The following is a 19,599-nucleotide window of genomic DNA, read 5'->3' on the forward strand; positions in this document are numbered from 1 at the left end:
ATTTTTAATAAAAAAGCAGAGCCCAGGTTCTGCTTTTTTATTGCTCAATAAAATAAAACAGTTAAGATAATTGTACCTGTTTCTATTTTGGCAAAATTCATGAGTTTTCAGATTCGCCTGGCAATAAAAGATGATTTAAAACAAATTCTCGATATTTATAATGCCGAAATTTCAAATGGAACAGCAACCTGGAACAATGAAGCTCTTTCTCTTGAAAGATATACAAGATGGTATGAAGAGCTATTAAAAGCACGCTTTCCACTTTTTGTCGCTGTTGAAATAGAAACTCAATCAATTGCCGGTTATGCAGACTATTCTTCTTTCCGTTCTATCGCTGGTTTTGCTCAAACAGTTGAACATTCCGTATTTGTCCATCCAGATTTTAGCAGGCAGGGTTTAGGGAAAAAGCTCATACAAACCCTGATTAATCACGCCAGACAAAACAATATCCATGTCATGGTCGCTGCAATTGATCATGACAATATCGCATCTATCCGGCTACATGAAAAATTTGGATTCAAACAGACAGGTTACATGCCTGAAGTTGGTCAAAAGTTCGGAAAATGGCGAGATTTGGTCTTGATGCAACTCAGTTTTTCGGAAAACAAACCCAACTTAGAAAGTTAATAAAAAGTTATTCACCAAATTCAGAAACTTGCAAACTAATCACAGCCTGATTGTTTTCATGTGCATGACCATAGAAAAACTTTAATCTAATGAAATTTTCAAGTAAAAGTTCTAAGGTGATCAAATTGTTTGAATTTAAGTGATGATAAAGCTGAGAACGTTTGAACTCCTCCTGCTCAAAACGTCTTTTAATTTCTTCGGTACTCAACAAATGTAATGCCTCAGCAATCTCAGCGACAATAACAGCCGAGTTATATTTCGCAGACTCAACAACTGTCTGAATATGGACAAAAGGGTATTCCCCAAAAATTGTGAAACTTAATGGAGCTTCACCACCTGACTCTTTGCCAGTAAGCAAAAATGTAAAATACTCGCAGATTCTTTTAAATTTAATTTATTTTTTAAATCACGATCTCGGTAGATCTCCTGGATCGTTTCCGCATCAATTAAAATCGTCTCTAAGTCATTTGGTTCTATACTCAGTAAAATTGTATCCATTGTTCTACTCTAATTACTTATTATGATTGTATCTTAATCCCCATAAGCGCTAGTGGACACTAAAAATTGTGTGCTGATTATAATGATTTGTAAAATATTTTATGACGTTTCTAAGCAGAAATTAAACGCTGCAATTTTATAAATGATTTGATTAGATTTCAGCAAATCATGAATTGATATTATTTTTTATTTAAGCAATTGCTTAATTTTATTAACATTCTCAAACCTTTAAAAACACTAACATATTGATAATAAAAAATATTTATTACTGGCACAATATTTGATTATTTCTCCATACAGCAAAAAGGAAGAGTTTGTTGTTTTTTCATCATCATTATGGAGAAAATAATGAAAAAAATTGTATTTTTACTGGCTAGTTTTAGCCTGATTCCAATATCACATGCAGGGCTTGATTTAAGCAAAATCAAAACACGTTTAGGGGCCAGTTTTATTCAGCCGAAAGATCATCCAGGCAATTTATATGATGGCACCTCGACCAGTATTTCTGATGGGTACGCCATGACCATTTCAACCCTGTATTTTGTCTCCCCCCATGTTGCAATTGATTTGCTGGCAGGGACTGCACCCAAACATGATATTTACGGGAATGGCACAAAAATTGGTCATACTCGCTATTTGCCACCAACATTGAGTGTGCAATATAACTTCAATCCCGATGGGAAATGGAATCCTTATATTGGTGCAGGGGTAAATTATACAATTTACTTAAATGAAAAATTATTTAGTGGAGATAAATTAGACATTACCAATTCTTTCGGTTTCGCTGCAACAGCCGGTATGGATTATCAAATCAATAAGCATTTTAGCTTGGGAGCAGAAGCCCGCTATATCGATGTCAACTCTGATCTGAAAATCAATGGTATTACAGTCGGAAATGGTGATGTCAACCCAATGGTGTATACACTTACTTTAGGATATAAATTCTAAATTTTTGTATTCATGACGGAGTCTGTCTTAGGCTTCGTCAAATGAATGATTCACAAGATACTTCACTAAATTTATTAAAATATAATGAAGTTGAGTCTCCAAACCTGTTTTATCATTTAAAAATAAAAGTGATGTCGAAACATCACTTTAGATTATACATTAAGCTGTCAAATCAGCTAGATTACCCTTTTGTTCTAACCAATGTTTACGATCACTAGAACGTTTTTTTGCAAGTAATTTATCGAGTAGCCCAGCAGTAAACTGGATATCATCCAGATCTAACTGCACTAAACGACGTGTATTTGGATCCATAGTTGTTTCCCGAAGCTGACTGGCATTCATTTCACCCAGCCCCTTAAATCGGGTAATTTGTGGATTTTTTGTCTTGGCTTTCTTCAAGATAGCTTCTAACTCATCTTCATCAAGCGCGTAGTGTACATCTTTACCATCATCAATACGGAATAATGGAGGCATTGCAACAAACAAATGGCCTTCTTCCACCATTGCTGGAAAATGTTTAACAAACAAGGCACAAAGCAGTGTCGCAATATGCAATCCATCTGAATCCGCATCGGCTAGAATACAAATTTTGCCGTAACGAAGCTCCGAGAGATCATCACTACCAGGATCTACACCTATAGCAATCGCAATATCATGAACCTCTTGGGAGGCGAGAACTTCATCTGAAGAAACCTCCCATGTATTTAAAATTTTTCCACGAATCGGCATAATTGCCTGAAAGTTTTTATCTCGTGCCTGTTTAGCTGAACCACCAGCGGAATCCCCTTCGACAATAAAGAGTTCAGATTCTTCAAGCGTATGTCCTACACAATCTGCCAGTTTCCCTGGTAATGCAGGTCCAGCAACAATCTTTTTCCGTTCAACTTTTTTCGCAGCTTTTAAACGTCGCCCTGCTTTAGAAATTGCCATTTCTGCAAGCTGCATTGCAATTTCAGAGTTTTGGTTTAACCATAATGCAAAAGCGTCTTTCGCAATATTCAACACGATACCTGAAGCCTCACGGCTAGACAGTCGTTCTTTAGTTTGCCCTGAAAATTGTGGTTCCTGAAATTTTAATGAAAGGATATAGTTCACACCATCCCAGACATCTTCAGCAGATAATTTTAAATTACGCGGTAACAAATTACGGAGTTCACAAAACTCGCGAATTGCATCTGTCACACCCGAACGTAAACCATTGACATGAGTACCTCCCTGAGCAGTTGGAATCAGGTTGACATAACTCTCCTGAATTTGCTCGCCCCCTTCCACATTCCAGCAAATTGCAAATTCTGCACTGGCACGCTCAGCTTCACCAGTTGCGACAAATGCAGGCTCAGGCAAGATCTCCCGATCTTCCAGCTCATCCATCAGATAATCAACCAGACCATTTTCAAACTGCCATTCCACAGTTTCATTGTTGATTTGATCAATAAAGGTAATATGTAAACCAGCAGCCAAAACAGCTTTGGCTTTTAAATTATGTTTAAGTGCCTTGATGGCAAATTTAGGGCTATCAAAATATTTTTCTTCAGGCCAAAAATGAACAGTCGTTCCTGTCGCTCGCTTAGGCGCTTTACCTTGTAAAACTTCCAGTGGACCCGTCGGTTCACCATGTTCAAAGGTCATTTTATAAAGATTGCCTTGACGTTGAACCTCAACATCCACCCGTGTTGACAGGGCATTAACAACCGAAATCCCTACACCATGCAAACCACCTGAAAACTGGTAATTATCTGTACTAAATTTACCACCTGCATGCAGTTTAGTTAAAATAATCTCAATACCGCATTGCCCATATTCTGGATGAATATCAACAGGCATCCCGCGCCCATTATCTTCAACAGATAAAGAACCATCCTTGTACACCGTGACTACGATCTTGCTGGCAAACCCGGCCAAAGCCTCATCGACAGCATTATCAATTACTTCCTGAGCCAAATGGTTTGGACGAGTGGTATCTGTATACATTCCTGGACGGCGGCGGACAGGATCTAAACCAGATAAAACTTCAAGTGATTGAGCCGTATATTGAGACACGTTGTACGATTTCCTTTTATTTTATGGAGTTCGATATTGAATACGATAAAAATTCTAACAATAGAGGTATTTTATCAGCAAAATCATCCATCGCATGGTTACCTTGCATGTCTGTAATCATGACTGAGGCATGTGGTGCTGCACTATAATACCCTTGCGCTACACGATAATCCAAAACTTCATCGCCTTGTTGCAATAAAAGCAAAATTTTATCTGCATCTTGCACAAAAGGAACAGCAAGGTGCTCCAATTGATCAAGTTGTGAATCATCTAAAACCCATGTATCTGTCACTTTCAGTGGCAGTAGTTCAGAACCAAACAAATTACGAAACAATGACCATGGTTGCATAGCCGGGTTAATTAAAACAGCTGGTATCTTATATTTTGCGACCAGCTGTGTCGCATAAAAGCCCCCTAAGCTACTCCCAACCAAAGCAACATCAGACATCGCTTCAATAAGCACTGACAACATCCTCAAAACTTCCAAAGGTGGCATATTCAAGTCAGGCAAATGTACCTGATGTTGCGTATGTGCCTGACAATACGCTTTAAGTTGCTGACCTTTTATCGAAAAAGCGCTGCTTTGGAAGCCGTGAAGATAGATAATATTCATTTAGAATAGATTGCAAATTTATGTCAACTGTTTTAATTTTTACTGTGATCAATTTCACGAAATTGTTTTAATTTGTACGAGAACAAAAATTGTCCGACAAAAAAACTACAACTTATGTCAAATCATCGTATCTTAAAAAATATTCGAGATGAATGACATAAGATGATTTCAGTGCAATTTATACATTGATCAGGTTCAAAAGGAAAGAGCCGAATCATCTTCGAGCTGATTTTAGGATAAAAATAATGCCAAGTTTAACACCCCTACACGAAACATATTGTAAATGGGATCGTTCTCCACCAAGCCAAGCTGATGTTTTAGAAGGTCTTGCGCAATTGGTGAGTACACGTCTGGGGGGCGTGGTTCATGACCTTATTCAAGCGATTCAAAGGGAAATCTTACTCAGTATTTTTGGGGTTAATCGACAAAAGAGTCGTTATTATCAAAAAATTCCAAGTATTGAAAAACTATACCAGTTTGCATATAGCTCTTTGCAAAACTATGGTTATTATTTTCTTGCACCCACTTTTCGTAAAATCATTGAGCGTTTTCCAAACCTGCATGACAAACCCCTGACACCAGGCATGACCTTTCTGGTTAGCGCACTAAACGGTGTATTGGGGGATTATTTGCTTGCCCACCAAAATCCATTGGCTTTGTCTCCTGTACTTTATGATCATTATGGCGAATTGCAACAGGGAGATCTGGCTGGACGTATAGTGATCTTTGTACATGGTCTATGTATGACCCATCTTGACTGGTCAAACAGCAAAAACCCAGGTATCCCCGAGAAATTATTGGCGCAACGGGATAACAACACCATGTTGTATCTTCACTACAACACTGGGCGGAGGATTTCTGCCAATGGTCGAAGCCTGTCAAATATCCTAGATAATCTGATCAAACGCAATCCTCGTATAACAAGTATTGATCTGATTGGACATAGTATGGGAGGTCTTGTTGCCCGAAGTGCCTTATTTTATGGTAAGCAGAATATGCAGCAATGGTTTCACATGGTGGAAAATTTAGTCTGTCTGGGTTCACCACATCATGGTGCTGTACTTGAACGTTTTGGTTTTGCACTTCAGGATCAGGTAGGGCGTTTCCCGATTTTTAATATTATTAGCCACATCGTCAATATCCGAAGCAATGGCATCCTGGATTTGCGATATGGTAGCGTTCGTGATGATGACTGGGAACATAATGATGCACGTATAGGTCAGGTGGACGATAATCGCAAACCTGCTCCTCTTCCATCCCACATCAATACATTCTTCGTAGCAGGAACACTTGAATTTGAAAACAAGAAAAATCGTACCCTGAAAGTCATCGGTGATTATCTGGTTAGCATCAAAAGTGCTTTAGGTGAACATCCAAATCCCCGATTTCAACTCAAAGTTCCTGATTCACATAAAGCCATCTTTTATGGTCTTAATCATTTTGAAATTCAGTATCACTTGAGTGTCGCAGATCAGATAGTGAAATGGTTTTATCCGCGTCATGAAGATTTGGCAGAGGAACAGATTCGTAAATACTTGATTAAACTTGAAAGTATGCAAGGCATTGCTGAAACCTAAATCAAAAAAAAACCAGCATTAAACATTGCTGGTTTTTTTATTTTGAAGCTTCGGCTATTGATTATTTGAGTACTGGATATTTACGGAACAATTGCCATAAGCAAATGATCAAAAGAAAACTAAAAAAGACCAAAGACCAAACGGCTAATGACTGCCCTAAAAATGTCCAGTCCACGACAGCACATTCACCAGAGCCAGAAAGAACTTCTTTGAATACAGTCTGTAAAGGTAATGCGCTGACTAAATAATCCAGACCAGGTCCACAACTAGGTACTTGGTCTTTTGGTAGGTGTTGCAACCATACCTGACGTGCAGCAACCCCAGCAGACCAACCTATTGTGAGGGTTGAAAGCAGTGCGTAGAAACGTTTAACTCCACCTGCTTTCGGATTGTGTAAAAAAGCTATTAAGGAAAATAGCCCTAACCCCATCAACCCCACACGTTGAAAAATACATAATGGACAAGGATCTAAATTGGCTGTTTTTTCTAAAAACAGGGCAAAAGCCATCCCGATGACACTTGCCAAAAATAAAAAACCACTTACTAAACGAAAGCTGACCCGCTGCATGGTTAGGCCTCTAAATATTATTAAAATTTAATCATCTGAATCGAGCCAGATAGTCCTCAAAACTGATTTGTGTATCATTTTCAAGTTCCTGTTGCTCTTTTAATGAAGTATCCGCTAATTGATCAAAATACGCTAAAGTTTCTGGACTTAAAATATGTTGTTCGTAACTTGTTGCATGTTGATGTGCCATAAAGCTACCAAAACTCCAAGTTCCACTGTATTTTAAAGTATCAGCTACAACATGTGCTGACAGCGTCTCATCGACTTCATCAATACGACCTGACATAGTCTGAATTGCTTTACTATAAATATCAGTTGAGTAAGTCTGGTCAAGTAAAGCAGCCAAAGGTTGCATGGCTGTGATATAAATCTGTGCCCATTCTTCAATCGGATATTTTGTACCTTCCTCAACAATACCAGCATTAGGTGCACGACCACGGTTGACGACTTCAGCCTGATTGCGTTCAACTATATCCTGTTCATCATCAAGTAAGTCCGGACTGTCTTTCAACAAACAATACAAAGCTAAAACTTCGAGAAAAGCGGCAGTATCCTCATTGATCCCGATAGGGCTATAAGGATTGACATCAACAGCTCTCAGCTCTACATAGCCTACCCCACGATTGGCTAATGCTTCAGATGGTGTTTCTCCATCTTTTGGAACCTGTTTTGGTCGAACCAGACTATAGTATTCATTTTCAATTTGTAAAACATGGTCATTGATCTGGATAGGCTCACCATTTTCATCATTTAGACCTAAATGACTAAACTGTGCATAAGGTGTATGAACCGCTTTTTGTAAACCATCCAGATAGCCGCAAAGGTTGTTATAGTGAATTCCTAGCTGCTTCTGGGCTGAGTTTTGATAACCAAACCGTCCCATACGTAAAGCAGTTGCATAAGGCAAAAAAAGTGTTCCTTTGAGTAAAGGCAGTAAATGATGCTCGCGTCCTGTCATGAAACATTTGCAGACCGTAGGGCTAGCACCAACCAGAAACATTACCAAAGGTGTAAGGCGAATAAAATTTCGAATCAGACCAAAATAACGATGGCTACGATAATCCTGAAGGCTTAACGCTTTTAATTTTTCATCAGTTTCATGTTGCTGTAGAGCTTCAAACACCTGATCGGGGAACGAAACATTATAATGCACTCCGGAAATGGTCTGCATACGACGACCATAACGTACCCCCAGACCACGTCGATACAAAGTCTTGAAGCGACCGACATTTGATGTTCCGTATTGTGCCAGACGAATATTTTCTTCTTGATCATCGAGCATACATGGCATGGATAATGGCCAGAGTTTTTCACCATTTTCCAGATGCCGATGAACTACGGCATGGATATCGGCCAGATACTGCAAAGCCTCTGGTATCGTTTCTTTTGGAGGAGTAATAAACTCCATTAATGCTTCAGAATAGTCGGTTGTGATATGCGGGTGGGTCAATGCAGAGCCTAAAGCACGAGGATGAGAAGCCTGAGATAAAAAACCATTGCTTTGCATTCGGAGACTTTCACGTTCGATACCACGTAACATTCCCTTAAATAATGCAGAATCCACCCAATTCGGTAAAATAGATTGAGAGGTCGATTCAGGTTGACTCATTCACGTACTCGCTTATTCTTAAAGTGCATAACAACATCATTGTCTACGCCAGTATACCGTGATTTATTGGCACGATAACCATTCCCGATTTTGTTTTTAAAAGAACAATAATGAACTTTCGGCAAATTTTTATCACAAAGTTACTCTACATGACACTCAAAATTTGTGATTTCATAAAGAATATCAGCTAATAAACTGTAATTATTATGAATTATCAAACTGTCCTAGATTTTTGGTTCAGCGCTGCAACACAACCCTTGTGGTTTGCAAAAAGTGATGACTTTGATCAAAAAATTCGCGATCAATTTGCTCAGACACTAGAACAGGCAAAACAGTGTGAACTTTATAACTGGCGAGAAACTGGCGAAGGTCGTTTGGCCGAGATTATTGTTCTAGATCAATTTTCAAGAAATTTATACCGTGATCAAGCTGCATCATTTGCACAAGATCCATTGGCTTTGTCCCTTGCTCAAGAAACAATTCAGCTTGGATTAGATACCAAGCTTCGCCCAGAGCAGCGTTCATTTTTATATATGCCATTCATGCATAGTGAATCTGGACTGATTCATGAAGTTGCCTTACAACTGTTTGAGAAGCTTGGAAACCCCGTCAACCTCGATTTTGAAAAAAAGCACAAAGTGATTATTGATCGATTTGGTCGCTATCCGCATCGTAATCATATTTTAGGAAGACAATCCAGCCCAGAAGAAATTGAATTTCTAAAACAGCCGAATAGCAGTTTTTAAGCTATGATGAGATCATAAATAAATGTATGGTATTTAACCATCAAAGGGGGAAATGATGAAAAAATCAGTTTTAGGGCTAACACTAGCCACCGTATTGATATTCTCTGGATGTGCAACTTCTCCCTCAAAACCGAGAACGTTCGATCAGCTGGGACAATTTGCCACTTACCCATTAAATGCCCAAAGTTTTAGAGTGAGTTTTCAGGGTAATCCGAATATGAGTTTTGGAATGGCTGAAGAGATCACCTTGCTTAAAGCCGCACAAACCACAGTTTTTAATGGCTTCCGCTATTTTCAAGTTAAGGATGATCCAAGTAACCGTAGCCAGCAACCACCTAGACAGGCCATAGTTTACCCTACTCCAACATTTTATCCTTATGGACCATACGGTTATAGGCGTTTTGGCGGACCATTCTGGAATGATCCATTCTATGATATGCCTGAAATTGTCAATATTGATCCTGTGCAGGTTTCCTACACAATTGAGTGCTATAAAGATAAAAAATCTGCGCCAAATGAGGCTTTTGATGCCACGCTCATTTTACAATCTTTAGGTCCAAAATATGGTGTGGGGCCGACAGGGCAAGTGCTTTTACCACAACCTGTTACTGCACCGTCTACACAGCCGCCTGCAAAAAAATAAACTTGGGATCATGAATGGATAATGTAGAACCAGTCACATCACCTAATTTAAATCGTAGTAAGCGTTTTGCAACAATAGCTTTGGTGATCGCTGTTGTTGCATGGTTTGCCTTAATGCTCGTTGCAAAACTGCTTCCCGAATATGCATGGTTTATCCAGATTCTGATGTTAGGTGCTGAAGCTGGTGTCGTTGGCGGTCTTGCAGACTGGTATGCCATTACCGTACTGTTTCGTAATCCTTTTGGGAAAATCCCCATCCCTAAATTTTTAAAAGATCATACGGAAATCATTCCACGCAACAAAGCCCGTATTGCAGAGTCCATGGGCAGATTTGTACAGGAAAATTTCTTATCCCCTCAAATCGTTGCAAAAAGTTTAAAAAATACCGATGTCAGTCTGGCTGTTGGGCAATGGTTGGCAAATCCTAAAAACAACATACAAATAGTTGAAGTCATTCAACAGTCTGTTCCCAAAATTTTTGACTTTGTCGGACAGGAACAAATTGGGCGTTTTATACAAAGTAACTCGGTTGAATGGGTTAAAAATACCCGTATTAACACTCTAGCCAGTGAAATGATCCGAGCTGTTCTGGAAAATGATTTCCATCAAGATGTATTGCAACGTGGTCTGGATGTTGCCCATGACTGGATGGTGAATCACCCTGAGGAAACGCAGGAACTGACCCGAAAAATGTTTAAAGAACTCGGGGTCTGGAAACTGGCGAAAGGTGCAAGCTGGATCGGCATAGATGTACAACAGCGGACAATTGATTCATTACTGGAAAAAGTTGAATCCATGCTGGCAGATCCTGAGCACCCTTGGCGTCAGAAAATCGAAGATGCTGCCAATCAACTGATGCTACAACTTGCTGACAGTGAAAGTATTGCCAGCCAACGCCTTAATGACACAAAAAATGCATTGTTAGATAGTCATCAGGTTCTAAATTTTATTACAGGAGCTGTTGTTATCTTATGTAATGCCATCAAAAAAGACTTGCTCAAAGCTGATTCAGGTATTGCTAATAATTTACGCATCGCAATTCAACAAGTTGGTCAAAGTATTATCCAGAATGAGGCGGTACGTAACTTATTGAATGAAAAAATGAGTGGAATTGCGATCAATCTAAGCGATCAATATAGTGAAAAAGTGATTACTTTTATCAGTGAGCGTATTCACGAATGGGATTCACGTGAAATGATTGGCAAAATCGAAAATGAAGTTGGTGGTGACTTGCATATGATCCGCGTTAACGGCGTTGTAGTTGGGGCATTTATTGGGCTCAGCCTAGGCGTGATCCGTGCAATAATCGATTTCATTCTATAGATCATCAAAGTGTCATATTTCAGGTTCAACCATGATTGAAATCCAGTCCAAACTTCCAGCTCAGGGTGTAACCATTTTCAGTGTCATGACTGCTCTGGCTCAACGCTTAAATGCACTTAATCTTTCACAAGGTTTCCCTGATTTCCCGGCACCTCCTGCTTTATTAGAAGCGCTTTGCAAAGCGACACTCGGTGGAAATAACCAATACTCACCAGGTGATGGTGTACTTGCTTTGCGACAACAACTCGCTCAGGTTTTCTTGAACCGAGATGGTCTAACACTCGATACTCTCAATGAAATAACCATCACACCTGGCGGAACAATTGCTATTTTTTGTGCTATTCAGGCAATCGTACATGCTGATGATGAAGTCATCATCTTTGATCCAAGTTACGACAGCTATGCGCCAAGCGTGCAACTTGTCGGCGGTAAACCTGTACATATCCCACTGCAATCACCTGATTTCTCAGTAGACTGGAACCAAGTCAAAGATGCCATTAACGCCAAAACACGCTTGGTGATTGTAAACACTCCACATAATCCCTCTGGAAAGATCTGGTCACGTACAGACTGGCAGCAACTCATTCAGTTAATACAAGATAAAAATATTATTGTTGTTTCAGATGAGGTCTATGAACATCTGATCTACGATGAGGAAAAACACATATCGGCACTAAGCTTCCCGGAACTCAGAGATAGAAGTTATGTGATTGGTTCTTTTGGGAAAACTTTTCATGTTACAGGCTGGAAAACAGGTTATTGTGTTGCCCCTGCACAACTGATGAAACTATTTAGACAGATTTACCAGTTTGCCAATTTCTGTGGTGTTACCCCTGTCCAAATAGCCCTGGCAAACTACATGCAGCAACATCCAGAACACATTACAGATTTAAGCCAGTTCTATCAAAATAAACGGGATCTGTTTTTAAATGGCTTAACTGATTCCCGCTTCTCATTTACGCCATCTAAAGGAACTTTTTTTCAAAATCTGGATTATAGCCAGATCAAGCCAGAACTTAATGATGTAGAAATGTGTAAGTACCTTGCAGAACAACATAAAATCGTTGCGATTCCTATTTCAGCATTTTATAAACAACCTCCAGAAAAACAGCGTCTGGTGCGTTTTTGCTTTGCGAAAAAAGAAACCACACTGATTCAGGCGTGCGAGATTTTAAGGCAATGCTGATCTACATGATTCATCCATAAATCTATGCCGAAGTTACCGAAAAGTCGAAGTATTTTTATCATCTTCTATGCTATTGTGAATATCTTAAATAACACTTTCCAGGCTTACATTAAAATAATATGACATCTCGGCAACAACTCCTCCATCAACCGCACTTCTGGAAAACTTTTCTAATTTTTCTTTTGCCGTTGATTGCCACGAATATTTTGCAAAACCTTTCAGGAACCATTAATACAGTATTCGTTGGGCAAATGATGGGAGTTGATGCCATTGCAGCAATTTCTGTATTTTTTCCTATCATGTTTTTTTTATTAGCCTTCATCATTGGCTTATCTTCAGGAGCGACCGTACTCGTCGGACAAGCCTGGGGGGCTAAAAATATTGAAAAAGTCCGCAGTGTTGTTGGTTCAACCTTATTTTTAACTCTGATAGGCGGATGTATTATCGCCCTGATGGGCGTGATATTTTCCAGAGATCTTTTACTGCTTTTAGGTATAGATCCCAAAGTGATGCACCTATCATTGCCCTATGTGCGATGGATGCTGGCTGGAAGTCCACTGCTGTTTGTCTATATCATTTACACCTCCATTTTACGTGGCGTCGGTGACAGTGTGACACCACTTATTGCCTTGGGAATGACCAGTATTATTGGCGTTATTATCACGCCTGTGTTGATCGGTGGATACTTCGGTTTTCCTAAACTGGGCATCATCGCACCTGCTATCGCAACAATCGTGGGTTATACTGCTGTTCTCATTTTTTTATACGTTTTCTTAAACAAACGAAATCATCCCTTAAAGCCTGATCGTCATTTGCTTAGCCATATTCGACATGACTCGGCATTAACTAAAATTATTCTACGTCTCAGCATTCCTACAGCCATCCAGATGGTTACGACCTCTATCGCTGGACTGGTGATCATTGGCTTGGTCAATCAATATGGCGCACATGCCACTGCTGCTTATGGTGCTGTCAATCAGGTACTCAATTACATTCAGTTTCCTGCCTTATCTATTGCTATTGCAGCCTCAATATTTGCAGCCCAAGCCATTGGTGCAGGAAAATCAGAACTGCTTTCTAAAGTGACAAAAACCGCTTTAGGTATGAATATTATTATTACAGGGATTCTGATCAGTCTAGGTTATTTATTTTCCAAGTATTTAATGGCGCTGTTTATTACCGATGCAGATGTCATGGTACTCGGACAACAGTTATTATTTATCGTACTCTGGTCAATCTTGTTTTTTGGTGCAAGTGCCATTTTTGCCTCGATCATGCGGGCAAGCGGGACAGTAAATGTTCCAATGATGATTAATATCGGTTCAATTCTGTTGATTGAAATTCCTGCTGCATATTGTTTCAGCAAGATCTGGGGGTTACAAGGTATCTGGTATGGTTATGCACTTGCATTTTTCTCATTGTGTATTTTACAGGGATTATATTTCCAGTTCATATGGAAAAAGAAAAAGATCCAGGCATTGATTTAAATTCAAATAAATCAAATACTTCATCTCAATGCAAACACTTAATCCATAATTTTTATATGGATTTAATTTAATCGTATTTCTCAGCCTCTGCATTCCTTGTTATAACCATTGCAAAACAAACAAGTAAGGCAATGATTATGACTAAACGTCAACTTAAACTTGGGGCATTCATTCCAACCACTTCACAGCATGTTGCAGGATGGAGACATCCAGAGTCTCGTCCTCAGGATCATCTCAATATCGATTATGCAATCGAACTGGTCAAAACAGCAGAACGTGGGCTATTTGATGCTTACTTTCTAGCGGATAGTCTTTCTTCTAATTGGGTAAATTGGGGACAAAATACATCAAAAGCTCAAAAAGCATCAGGTCTTACAGACAAATCTGTATGCTTTGAGCCTGTCACACTATTTTCTGCACTTTCCGTAGTCACTAAAAATATCGGTTTTATCGCAACAGCATCAACAACATACGAAGATCCATATTTACTTGCACGCAAGTTTGCGTCTTTAGACCATATTAGTAAAGGACGTGCGGGGTGGAATGTCGTTACAACTTCTGCAGCAGATACTGCACGCAATTTTAATGTTGAAAAACATCCTGATGCAAAAACACGTTATGAACGTGCAGGTGAGTTTATTGAGGTCACCAAAAAGCTCTGGGATTCATGGGAAGATGATGCCTTCAAATACGATAAGATATCGGGACAATTTTTTGATGCTGAAAAAATACACGAGCCACTTCATCATGGAAAATATTTTCATATACAAGGCGCCCTAAATGTTTCTCGCCCACCACAGGGCTATCCTGTTATTGTGCAAGCAGGACAATCTGAAGATGGCAGAGAACTTGCAGCCCAATATGCTGAAGTTATTTTTACTGCGCAACAGAGTTTAGAAGATGCCCAGTCTTTCTATCGTGACCTTAAAACCCGATTAAAAAAATATGGTCGACATACCGACGATCTTAAAATCATGCCTGGTGTTTCAGTATTTGTGGCAAAAACGGAACAAGAAGCCAAAGAGAAATACCAACTCTTAAATGACCTAATCCACCCTGAAGTTGGCTTGAGTTTACTGACTGGTTTGTCAGGTGGAATTAATTTATCCCAGTATGATCTAGATGCAGCATTTCCTAAGCTCAAAGATACTGAAATAAACTTTTCCAGTCGCCAGCAAATGATGATTGAAATCGCACATAAACATCAGTTTACGATCCGTCAGCTCTACGAATATATTGCTTGTGCACGCGGTCACTGGACATTAATCGGTACACCTGAACAAGTTGTCGATCAACTGCAACTATGGTTTGAAAATGAAGCTGCTGATGGGTTTAACATCTTACCACCCACCACCCCAGCAGGTTTAAATGACTTTGTCGAATTTATTATACCTGAACTACAACGTCGCGGAATTTTCCGCACTGAATATGAAGGTACTACCCTGCGTGAAAACTTGGGTTTAAAGCGCCCAGAAAACCAATATGTATTGGCTAAACAGGCTATTGCTGCATCCTAATCTCCTTAAAAAAAGACCGCTCAGAATTGAGCGGTCTTTTTTATATCTATATCTTATCTAGTTTTTTGGTTCCAGACGCTTGCTTAACCTGGTCGCAAAAGCCACGACTCTTTGATAGCCCGTTGGTAAAACACGTTGCATGATGTCAATTGTTTTTGCATCGTTACCGATCAATAAACGACGCTTGTTTTTCAATACCGCATCTAAAATTTCCTGAGATGCTTCCACAGCAGGTTTGCGTAAAAGCTTATTAAATGCTCTAGCTGATTTATCCGGATTCATTCCCAGAGAACGTAAACTATCATTCATACGTGCGTTATTGGCAATGTTGGTACGAATCCCGCCTGGATGTACACAAAGTGCACTCACACCACTATTTTCCAGATCAAGTTCCTGACGCAGTGACTCAGTAAAACCACGTACAGCAAATTTGGTTGCATTATAAGCCGATTGTGTCGGTTGAGCAGTTAACCCAAACAGACTGGAAATATTGATGATATGCCCATCACCAGTTTTCTTTATGTACGGTAAAAACTCTTTTGTTCCATACACTACGCCCCAGAAGTTAATTCCAACAATCCATTCTAACTCTTCGTACGTTTCACCCTCTACTGTGGCACCCAGCGCAACACCAGCGTTGTTAAAAATCATATTTACAGAACCATGATTTTGAACAGTTTCCTCTGCCCAGACTTTCATCTCGTCACGGTTAGCAACATTGACTTTTTTAGACGTCACCCGAACATTATAAGGCTTGACCAATTCAACAGTTTCAGCCAAACCTTTTTCGTTTACATCACTTAAAGAAAGATGACAACCTTGCTTTGCAAGTAAATAAGCAAGTTGTTGACCCATACCTGAGCCTGCACCAGTAATCGCAGCAACTTTATTTTTAAAATTTTTCATCGTGTTTCCTTGTTTGAATTCTATGCACACATAACCTTGATGTGCAACTCACGAATATCACTATAAATTTGACAATTATTATTGTCAATATAACAAAAAGATGTTTTATTATCCTAAAGGGTCAACCCATATCATTACGTTTCAGGAGATGTATAGATTTATGCGTTTGAATATATTGAGAGATCGAATAAGATACTGACCATTGAAATAAACTTAAAATTTTTGATGTATATTGATGATGACACCTGAATCTGCGGAAAAAGCTGAAAAAGCCAAAAAAAGTAATAAAGAACGTCAGTTCAAAGGTATGTCCTTAACTGAGAGAAAGGAGCTTCGTCGAGAAAAACTGATTGAGGCAGGTATAGAGGCATATGGAACGCACGGTTTTTTTTCAGTCACAGTCAAAGATATCTGTAATGAAGCCAAACTGACTGAACGATATTTTTATGAATCTTTTAAAAAGAGTGAAGAACTCTTTCAAACTATCTTTCTACAGCTCATTGAATCCTTACAACAAAATGTAATGCAGGCGGTTATGAAAGCCTCCCCCGATCCCAGGATCATGATTCATGAAGGCTTAACAGCTCTTTTTAGTATGTTACAGAATGATCCGCGTATGGCACGGATTATTTACATTGATGCCATGCTGGTTCAAGAGTTGCATAATCACGCAACTATTCACGAAACTATGGGGCGTTTTGATCGTATGATTCATGCCTTTGTCATGTTAATGTTACCGCATTTAGATCGTACTGAAAAAGAAATATCTTTGGTTGCAACCGGTTTAAATGGTTATGTCACTCAAATTGCCATCCGTTGGGTAACAGGCGGGTTTAAACACTCTATGGATGATATTCTGACCGCTTGTGAAACAGTTTTTTTATCTTTAGTAGAAAATTTTTCAAAAAAAGTCTGATCGTCATGAAATTGTCAAAAAATTCTTTTATGCACAAAAAATATATTCAATATCTTGAATTAACTTAACTTAATATTGATTTTTGAAATATTTACAGAAAATACATGACAAAGAATTGTCACATTTTATTGCAAACATGACCTATATGGGCTTTTTTGCAATGATACTGTCATAATTAGTCTTTGTAATAAGCCTGTCATAAATAAAAAACGGTTCACCGTTCATTACTAGGATATTGCGTTGTGAAAGATGACTATATATTAATCGTCGATGACGAACTTCCAATTCGTGAGATGATCCATACCTCTTTGGATATGGCAGGCTTTCAATGTTTACAAGCCGAAGATGCAAAACAAGCCCATCAAATGATCGTGGATCAGCGTCCGGCGCTTATTCTTTTGGACTGGATGATGCCAGGTGGCGTAAGTGGTGTTGATCTATGTCGCCGCTTAAAACGTGATGAAAATCTTGCAGAAATTCCAGTGATTATGCTCACGGCACGTGGAGAAGAAGATCACAAAGTTCAAGGTCTGGATGCAGGTGCCGATGATTACATGACCAAACCATTCTCTACTCGAGAGTTGGTTTCACGTATCAAGGCCGTTCTACGCCGTGCCAATGCCTTAAGTGGTGAAAAGACCATTGATGCAAATGGATTGGTACTTGATCCAGTTAGCCAGCGTGTTAGCTTTGGTCAAAGCATATTAGACATGGGACCAACTGAATATCGTTTACTTGCATTCTTCATGACTCACCCTGAGCGTGCTTATACGCGTGCCCAACTCTTGGATCAGGTTTGGGGGGGAAATGTTTATATTGAAGATAGAACGATCGATGTTCATATTCGCCGTTTACGAAAAGTTTTGGAACCATATGGTGCAGATCGTTATGTGCAAACCGTTCGTGGTACTGGCTACCGCTTTTCTACACGTGCAGATGTCGCTTTAGGTTAACTTTTACTCAGGTAAACAATATTTTATGTACGAACCCTACCCTGTCCCTGATCTGGCACGTGAACATAAGAAATTTCGTTACAGCAGTTTGTGGACATTTGCTAAACAAGATTTACGCCTCTTGGCATTTCTATTAGTCATTGGTGGATTTATCGGTTTGGGGATTGGGTATTTCTGGGGATGTATTTTACTTGCAGTTGCTACTTTCTTTGCCTTACAGTTGAGATCACTGTATCTCGTCAATGACTGGATTTCAAATCGCCCTTATGATGCCCCACCAAATCTTGACGGTATCTGGGGAGCTCTGCTTTTCAATGTTTACCGTGCCCAACGTCAGGAACGAATCGTACAGGCCGAAATGGTAGGTTTAATTGATCGTGCCCAATCATCTCTCGTGGCTTTGGCTGAAGCAGTAGTATTGACAGATGAGTTACATCAGATCGAATGGTGGAATCCTGCTGCTGAAAAACTTTTAGGTATTCAGCCTCTTGATCGTGGGCGTAATATTTTAACCATTATCCGGCAACCCAGTTTTATTGAGTATTTTAATAATATCGATAAATCGCCAGATGGAATTAAAATTAAATCCTCGATTTATGAAGAACATTATGTACAAATCAAACTGACCCGATTTGGTAGTGAAAGTCGCTTATTGGTCGCTTATGATGTGACTCGCATGCATAACCTGGAACAGATGCGTAAGGATTTTGTAGACAACATTTCACATGAACTACGCACACCTCTTACTGTCTTGAGCGGTTATATTGAAACATTCACTGATCAGGAAGATCTTAATCCAAGGTGGAAGCGTGCTTTTGATCAAATGCAAGCACAAACCAAACGCATGAATGCCTTGGTTAATGATTTATTACTTCTATCCCGTTTGGAAAATAATAAACAGATTGCCAAAAATCAGATCATTGAAATGCCTAGTCTGATGAACCAGTTATTTGATGATGCTCAAGCCTATAACGTGGACTATGGGCATACCCTCAATCTGGATATTGATAGCCATTGTGATCTCATCGGATCAGATATGGAGCTTGCAAGTGCATTTAGTAACCTGATAACCAATGCTATCAAATATACCCCTAAAGGTGGCACGATCACCATAGGCTGGCATGATGATGGTGAACATGGTTATTTTACCGTCCAAGACACAGGCATAGGCATAGACCCTAAGCACTTACCACGCTTAACTGAACGTTTTTATCGGGTTGACAGTGCCCGTAGCCGCCAAACGGGAGGAACTGGTTTAGGGCTTGCTATCGTAAAACATGTATTGATGCAACATGGAGCATATCTGGAAGTCGAATCTAAAGAAGGTGAAGGTTCAATCTTTAAAGCAGTCTTCCCTAAAAATCGCTTATATTTTGTTTAATATATATTAAACAAGCAAATAAAGTATAAGGTGCTATTTTAAAATAGCACCTTATATAAAAT

19 protein-coding genes are annotated in these 19,599 nt (G+C 39.3%); 12 read left to right on the forward strand and 7 right to left on the reverse strand.

Annotated features, from left to right (window positions below):
- Positions 1-99 precede the first annotated feature (99 nt).
- Positions 100-627: a GNAT family N-acetyltransferase gene (locus KPC_RS00590; RefSeq protein WP_121972515.1), complete on the forward strand. Its 528-nt coding sequence runs from the start codon at positions 100-102 to the stop codon at positions 625-627.
- Between the two features lie 7 nt (positions 628-634).
- Here KPC_RS00590 and KPC_RS00595 read toward each other — a convergent pair whose 3' ends face one another.
- Together KPC_RS00595 and KPC_RS20285 are read right to left on the reverse strand one after the other, a co-directional pair.
- Positions 635-985 carry a DUF1877 family protein gene (locus KPC_RS00595; RefSeq protein WP_171334388.1) on the reverse strand — a complete coding sequence of 117 codons (351 nt, stop codon included), beginning with the start codon at positions 983-985 and terminating at the stop codon, positions 635-637.
- Positions 946-1,125 carry a hypothetical protein gene (locus KPC_RS20285; RefSeq protein ID WP_171334389.1) on the reverse strand — a complete coding sequence of 60 codons (180 nt, stop codon included), beginning with the start codon at positions 1,123-1,125 and terminating at the stop codon, positions 946-948. Before KPC_RS20285 ends, KPC_RS00595 begins: the two co-directional genes overlap by 40 nt.
- Positions 1,126-1,473: 348 nt before the next feature.
- Between KPC_RS20285 and KPC_RS00600 the strand changes: the two genes are divergently transcribed.
- Positions 1,474-2,073 carry an OmpW/AlkL family protein gene (locus tag KPC_RS00600; RefSeq protein ID WP_121972517.1) on the forward strand — a complete coding sequence of 200 codons (600 nt, stop codon included), beginning with the start codon at positions 1,474-1,476 and terminating at the stop codon, positions 2,071-2,073.
- A 159-nt stretch (positions 2,074-2,232) separates the two neighbouring features.
- On the opposite strand, the gene parE is transcribed toward KPC_RS00600, so the two are convergent.
- Both parE and KPC_RS00610 read right to left on the reverse strand, forming a co-directional pair.
- Positions 2,233-4,113, reverse strand: coding sequence for a DNA topoisomerase IV subunit B (parE, locus tag KPC_RS00605; protein ID WP_121972518.1), 1,881 nt, complete (start codon positions 4,111-4,113; stop codon positions 2,233-2,235).
- A 16-nt stretch (positions 4,114-4,129) separates the two neighbouring features.
- Positions 4,130-4,726, reverse strand: coding sequence for a YqiA/YcfP family alpha/beta fold hydrolase (locus KPC_RS00610; RefSeq protein ID WP_121972519.1), 597 nt, complete (start codon positions 4,724-4,726; stop codon positions 4,130-4,132).
- A 245-nt stretch (positions 4,727-4,971) separates the two neighbouring features.
- Between KPC_RS00610 and KPC_RS00615 the strand changes: the two genes are divergently transcribed.
- Positions 4,972-6,303, forward strand: a complete 1,332-nt coding sequence (locus tag KPC_RS00615; RefSeq protein WP_121972520.1) for a PGAP1-like alpha/beta domain-containing protein — start codon at positions 4,972-4,974, stop codon at positions 6,301-6,303.
- Positions 6,304-6,364: 61 nt separating this feature from the next.
- Here the strand turns inward: KPC_RS00615 and KPC_RS00620 are convergent, their stop codons facing one another.
- Entirely contained in the window at positions 6,365-6,871 is a 507-nt protein-coding gene (locus KPC_RS00620) for a disulfide bond formation protein B (RefSeq protein WP_121972521.1), read from the reverse strand.
- Positions 6,872-6,902: 31 nt separating this feature from the next.
- A complete protein-coding gene (gshA, locus tag KPC_RS00625) occupies positions 6,903-8,480 on the reverse strand; it encodes a glutamate--cysteine ligase (RefSeq protein ID WP_121972522.1) in 1,578 nt (525 codons plus the stop codon).
- A 206-nt stretch (positions 8,481-8,686) separates the two neighbouring features.
- On the opposite strand from gshA, the gene KPC_RS00630 reads away from it, so the two are divergent.
- From KPC_RS00630 to KPC_RS00655, 6 genes are all read left to right on the forward strand, one after another.
- The gene (locus KPC_RS00630) at positions 8,687-9,226 is read left to right on the forward strand and encodes a DUF924 family protein (protein ID WP_121972523.1); all 540 of its coding nucleotides are present in this window, start codon (positions 8,687-8,689) and stop codon (positions 9,224-9,226) included.
- A 55-nt stretch (positions 9,227-9,281) separates the two neighbouring features.
- Positions 9,282-9,869: a CC0125/CC1285 family lipoprotein gene (locus KPC_RS00635; protein ID WP_121972524.1), complete on the forward strand. Its 588-nt coding sequence runs from the start codon at positions 9,282-9,284 to the stop codon at positions 9,867-9,869.
- 14 nt (positions 9,870-9,883) lie between these two features.
- The gene (locus KPC_RS00640; protein ID WP_121972525.1) at positions 9,884-11,191 is read left to right on the forward strand and encodes a DUF445 domain-containing protein; all 1,308 of its coding nucleotides are present in this window, start codon (positions 9,884-9,886) and stop codon (positions 11,189-11,191) included.
- 31 nt (positions 11,192-11,222) lie between these two features.
- Positions 11,223-12,377, forward strand: a complete 1,155-nt coding sequence (locus KPC_RS00645) for a methionine aminotransferase (protein WP_121972526.1) — start codon at positions 11,223-11,225, stop codon at positions 12,375-12,377.
- A gap of 119 nt (positions 12,378-12,496) precedes the next feature.
- Positions 12,497-13,864 carry an MATE family efflux transporter gene (locus KPC_RS00650; protein WP_121972527.1) on the forward strand — a complete coding sequence of 456 codons (1,368 nt, stop codon included), beginning with the start codon at positions 12,497-12,499 and terminating at the stop codon, positions 13,862-13,864.
- 137 nt (positions 13,865-14,001) lie between these two features.
- The gene (locus KPC_RS00655; RefSeq protein ID WP_121972528.1) at positions 14,002-15,381 is read left to right on the forward strand and encodes an LLM class flavin-dependent oxidoreductase; all 1,380 of its coding nucleotides are present in this window, start codon (positions 14,002-14,004) and stop codon (positions 15,379-15,381) included.
- A gap of 57 nt (positions 15,382-15,438) precedes the next feature.
- Here the strand turns inward: KPC_RS00655 and KPC_RS00660 are convergent, their stop codons facing one another.
- Positions 15,439-16,287 (reverse strand): SDR family NAD(P)-dependent oxidoreductase, encoded by an 849-nt coding sequence (locus KPC_RS00660; protein WP_121972529.1) that lies wholly within the window; start codon positions 16,285-16,287, stop codon positions 15,439-15,441.
- A 235-nt stretch (positions 16,288-16,522) separates the two neighbouring features.
- On the opposite strand from KPC_RS00660, the gene KPC_RS00665 reads away from it, so the two are divergent.
- The 3 genes from KPC_RS00665 to phoR all read left to right on the forward strand — a co-directional run bounded on the left by KPC_RS00665 (position 16,523) and on the right by phoR (position 19,537).
- Complete coding sequence (locus KPC_RS00665; protein WP_407641961.1) at positions 16,523-17,203, forward strand: TetR/AcrR family transcriptional regulator; 681 nt, start codon at positions 16,523-16,525, stop codon at positions 17,201-17,203.
- 242 nt (positions 17,204-17,445) lie between these two features.
- Positions 17,446-18,156: a phosphate regulon transcriptional regulator PhoB gene (gene phoB / locus KPC_RS00670; protein WP_121972530.1), complete on the forward strand. Its 711-nt coding sequence runs from the start codon at positions 17,446-17,448 to the stop codon at positions 18,154-18,156.
- A gap of 25 nt (positions 18,157-18,181) precedes the next feature.
- On the forward strand, positions 18,182-19,537 hold the full coding sequence (gene phoR / locus KPC_RS00675; protein WP_121972531.1) for a phosphate regulon sensor histidine kinase PhoR: 1,356 nt from the start codon (positions 18,182-18,184) through the stop codon (positions 19,535-19,537).
- Positions 19,538-19,599: the final 62 nt, after the last annotated feature.

It is taken from the genome of Acinetobacter stercoris, from assembly GCF_900323515.1.
Taxonomy (GTDB): domain Bacteria; phylum Pseudomonadota; class Gammaproteobacteria; order Pseudomonadales; family Moraxellaceae; genus Acinetobacter; species Acinetobacter stercoris.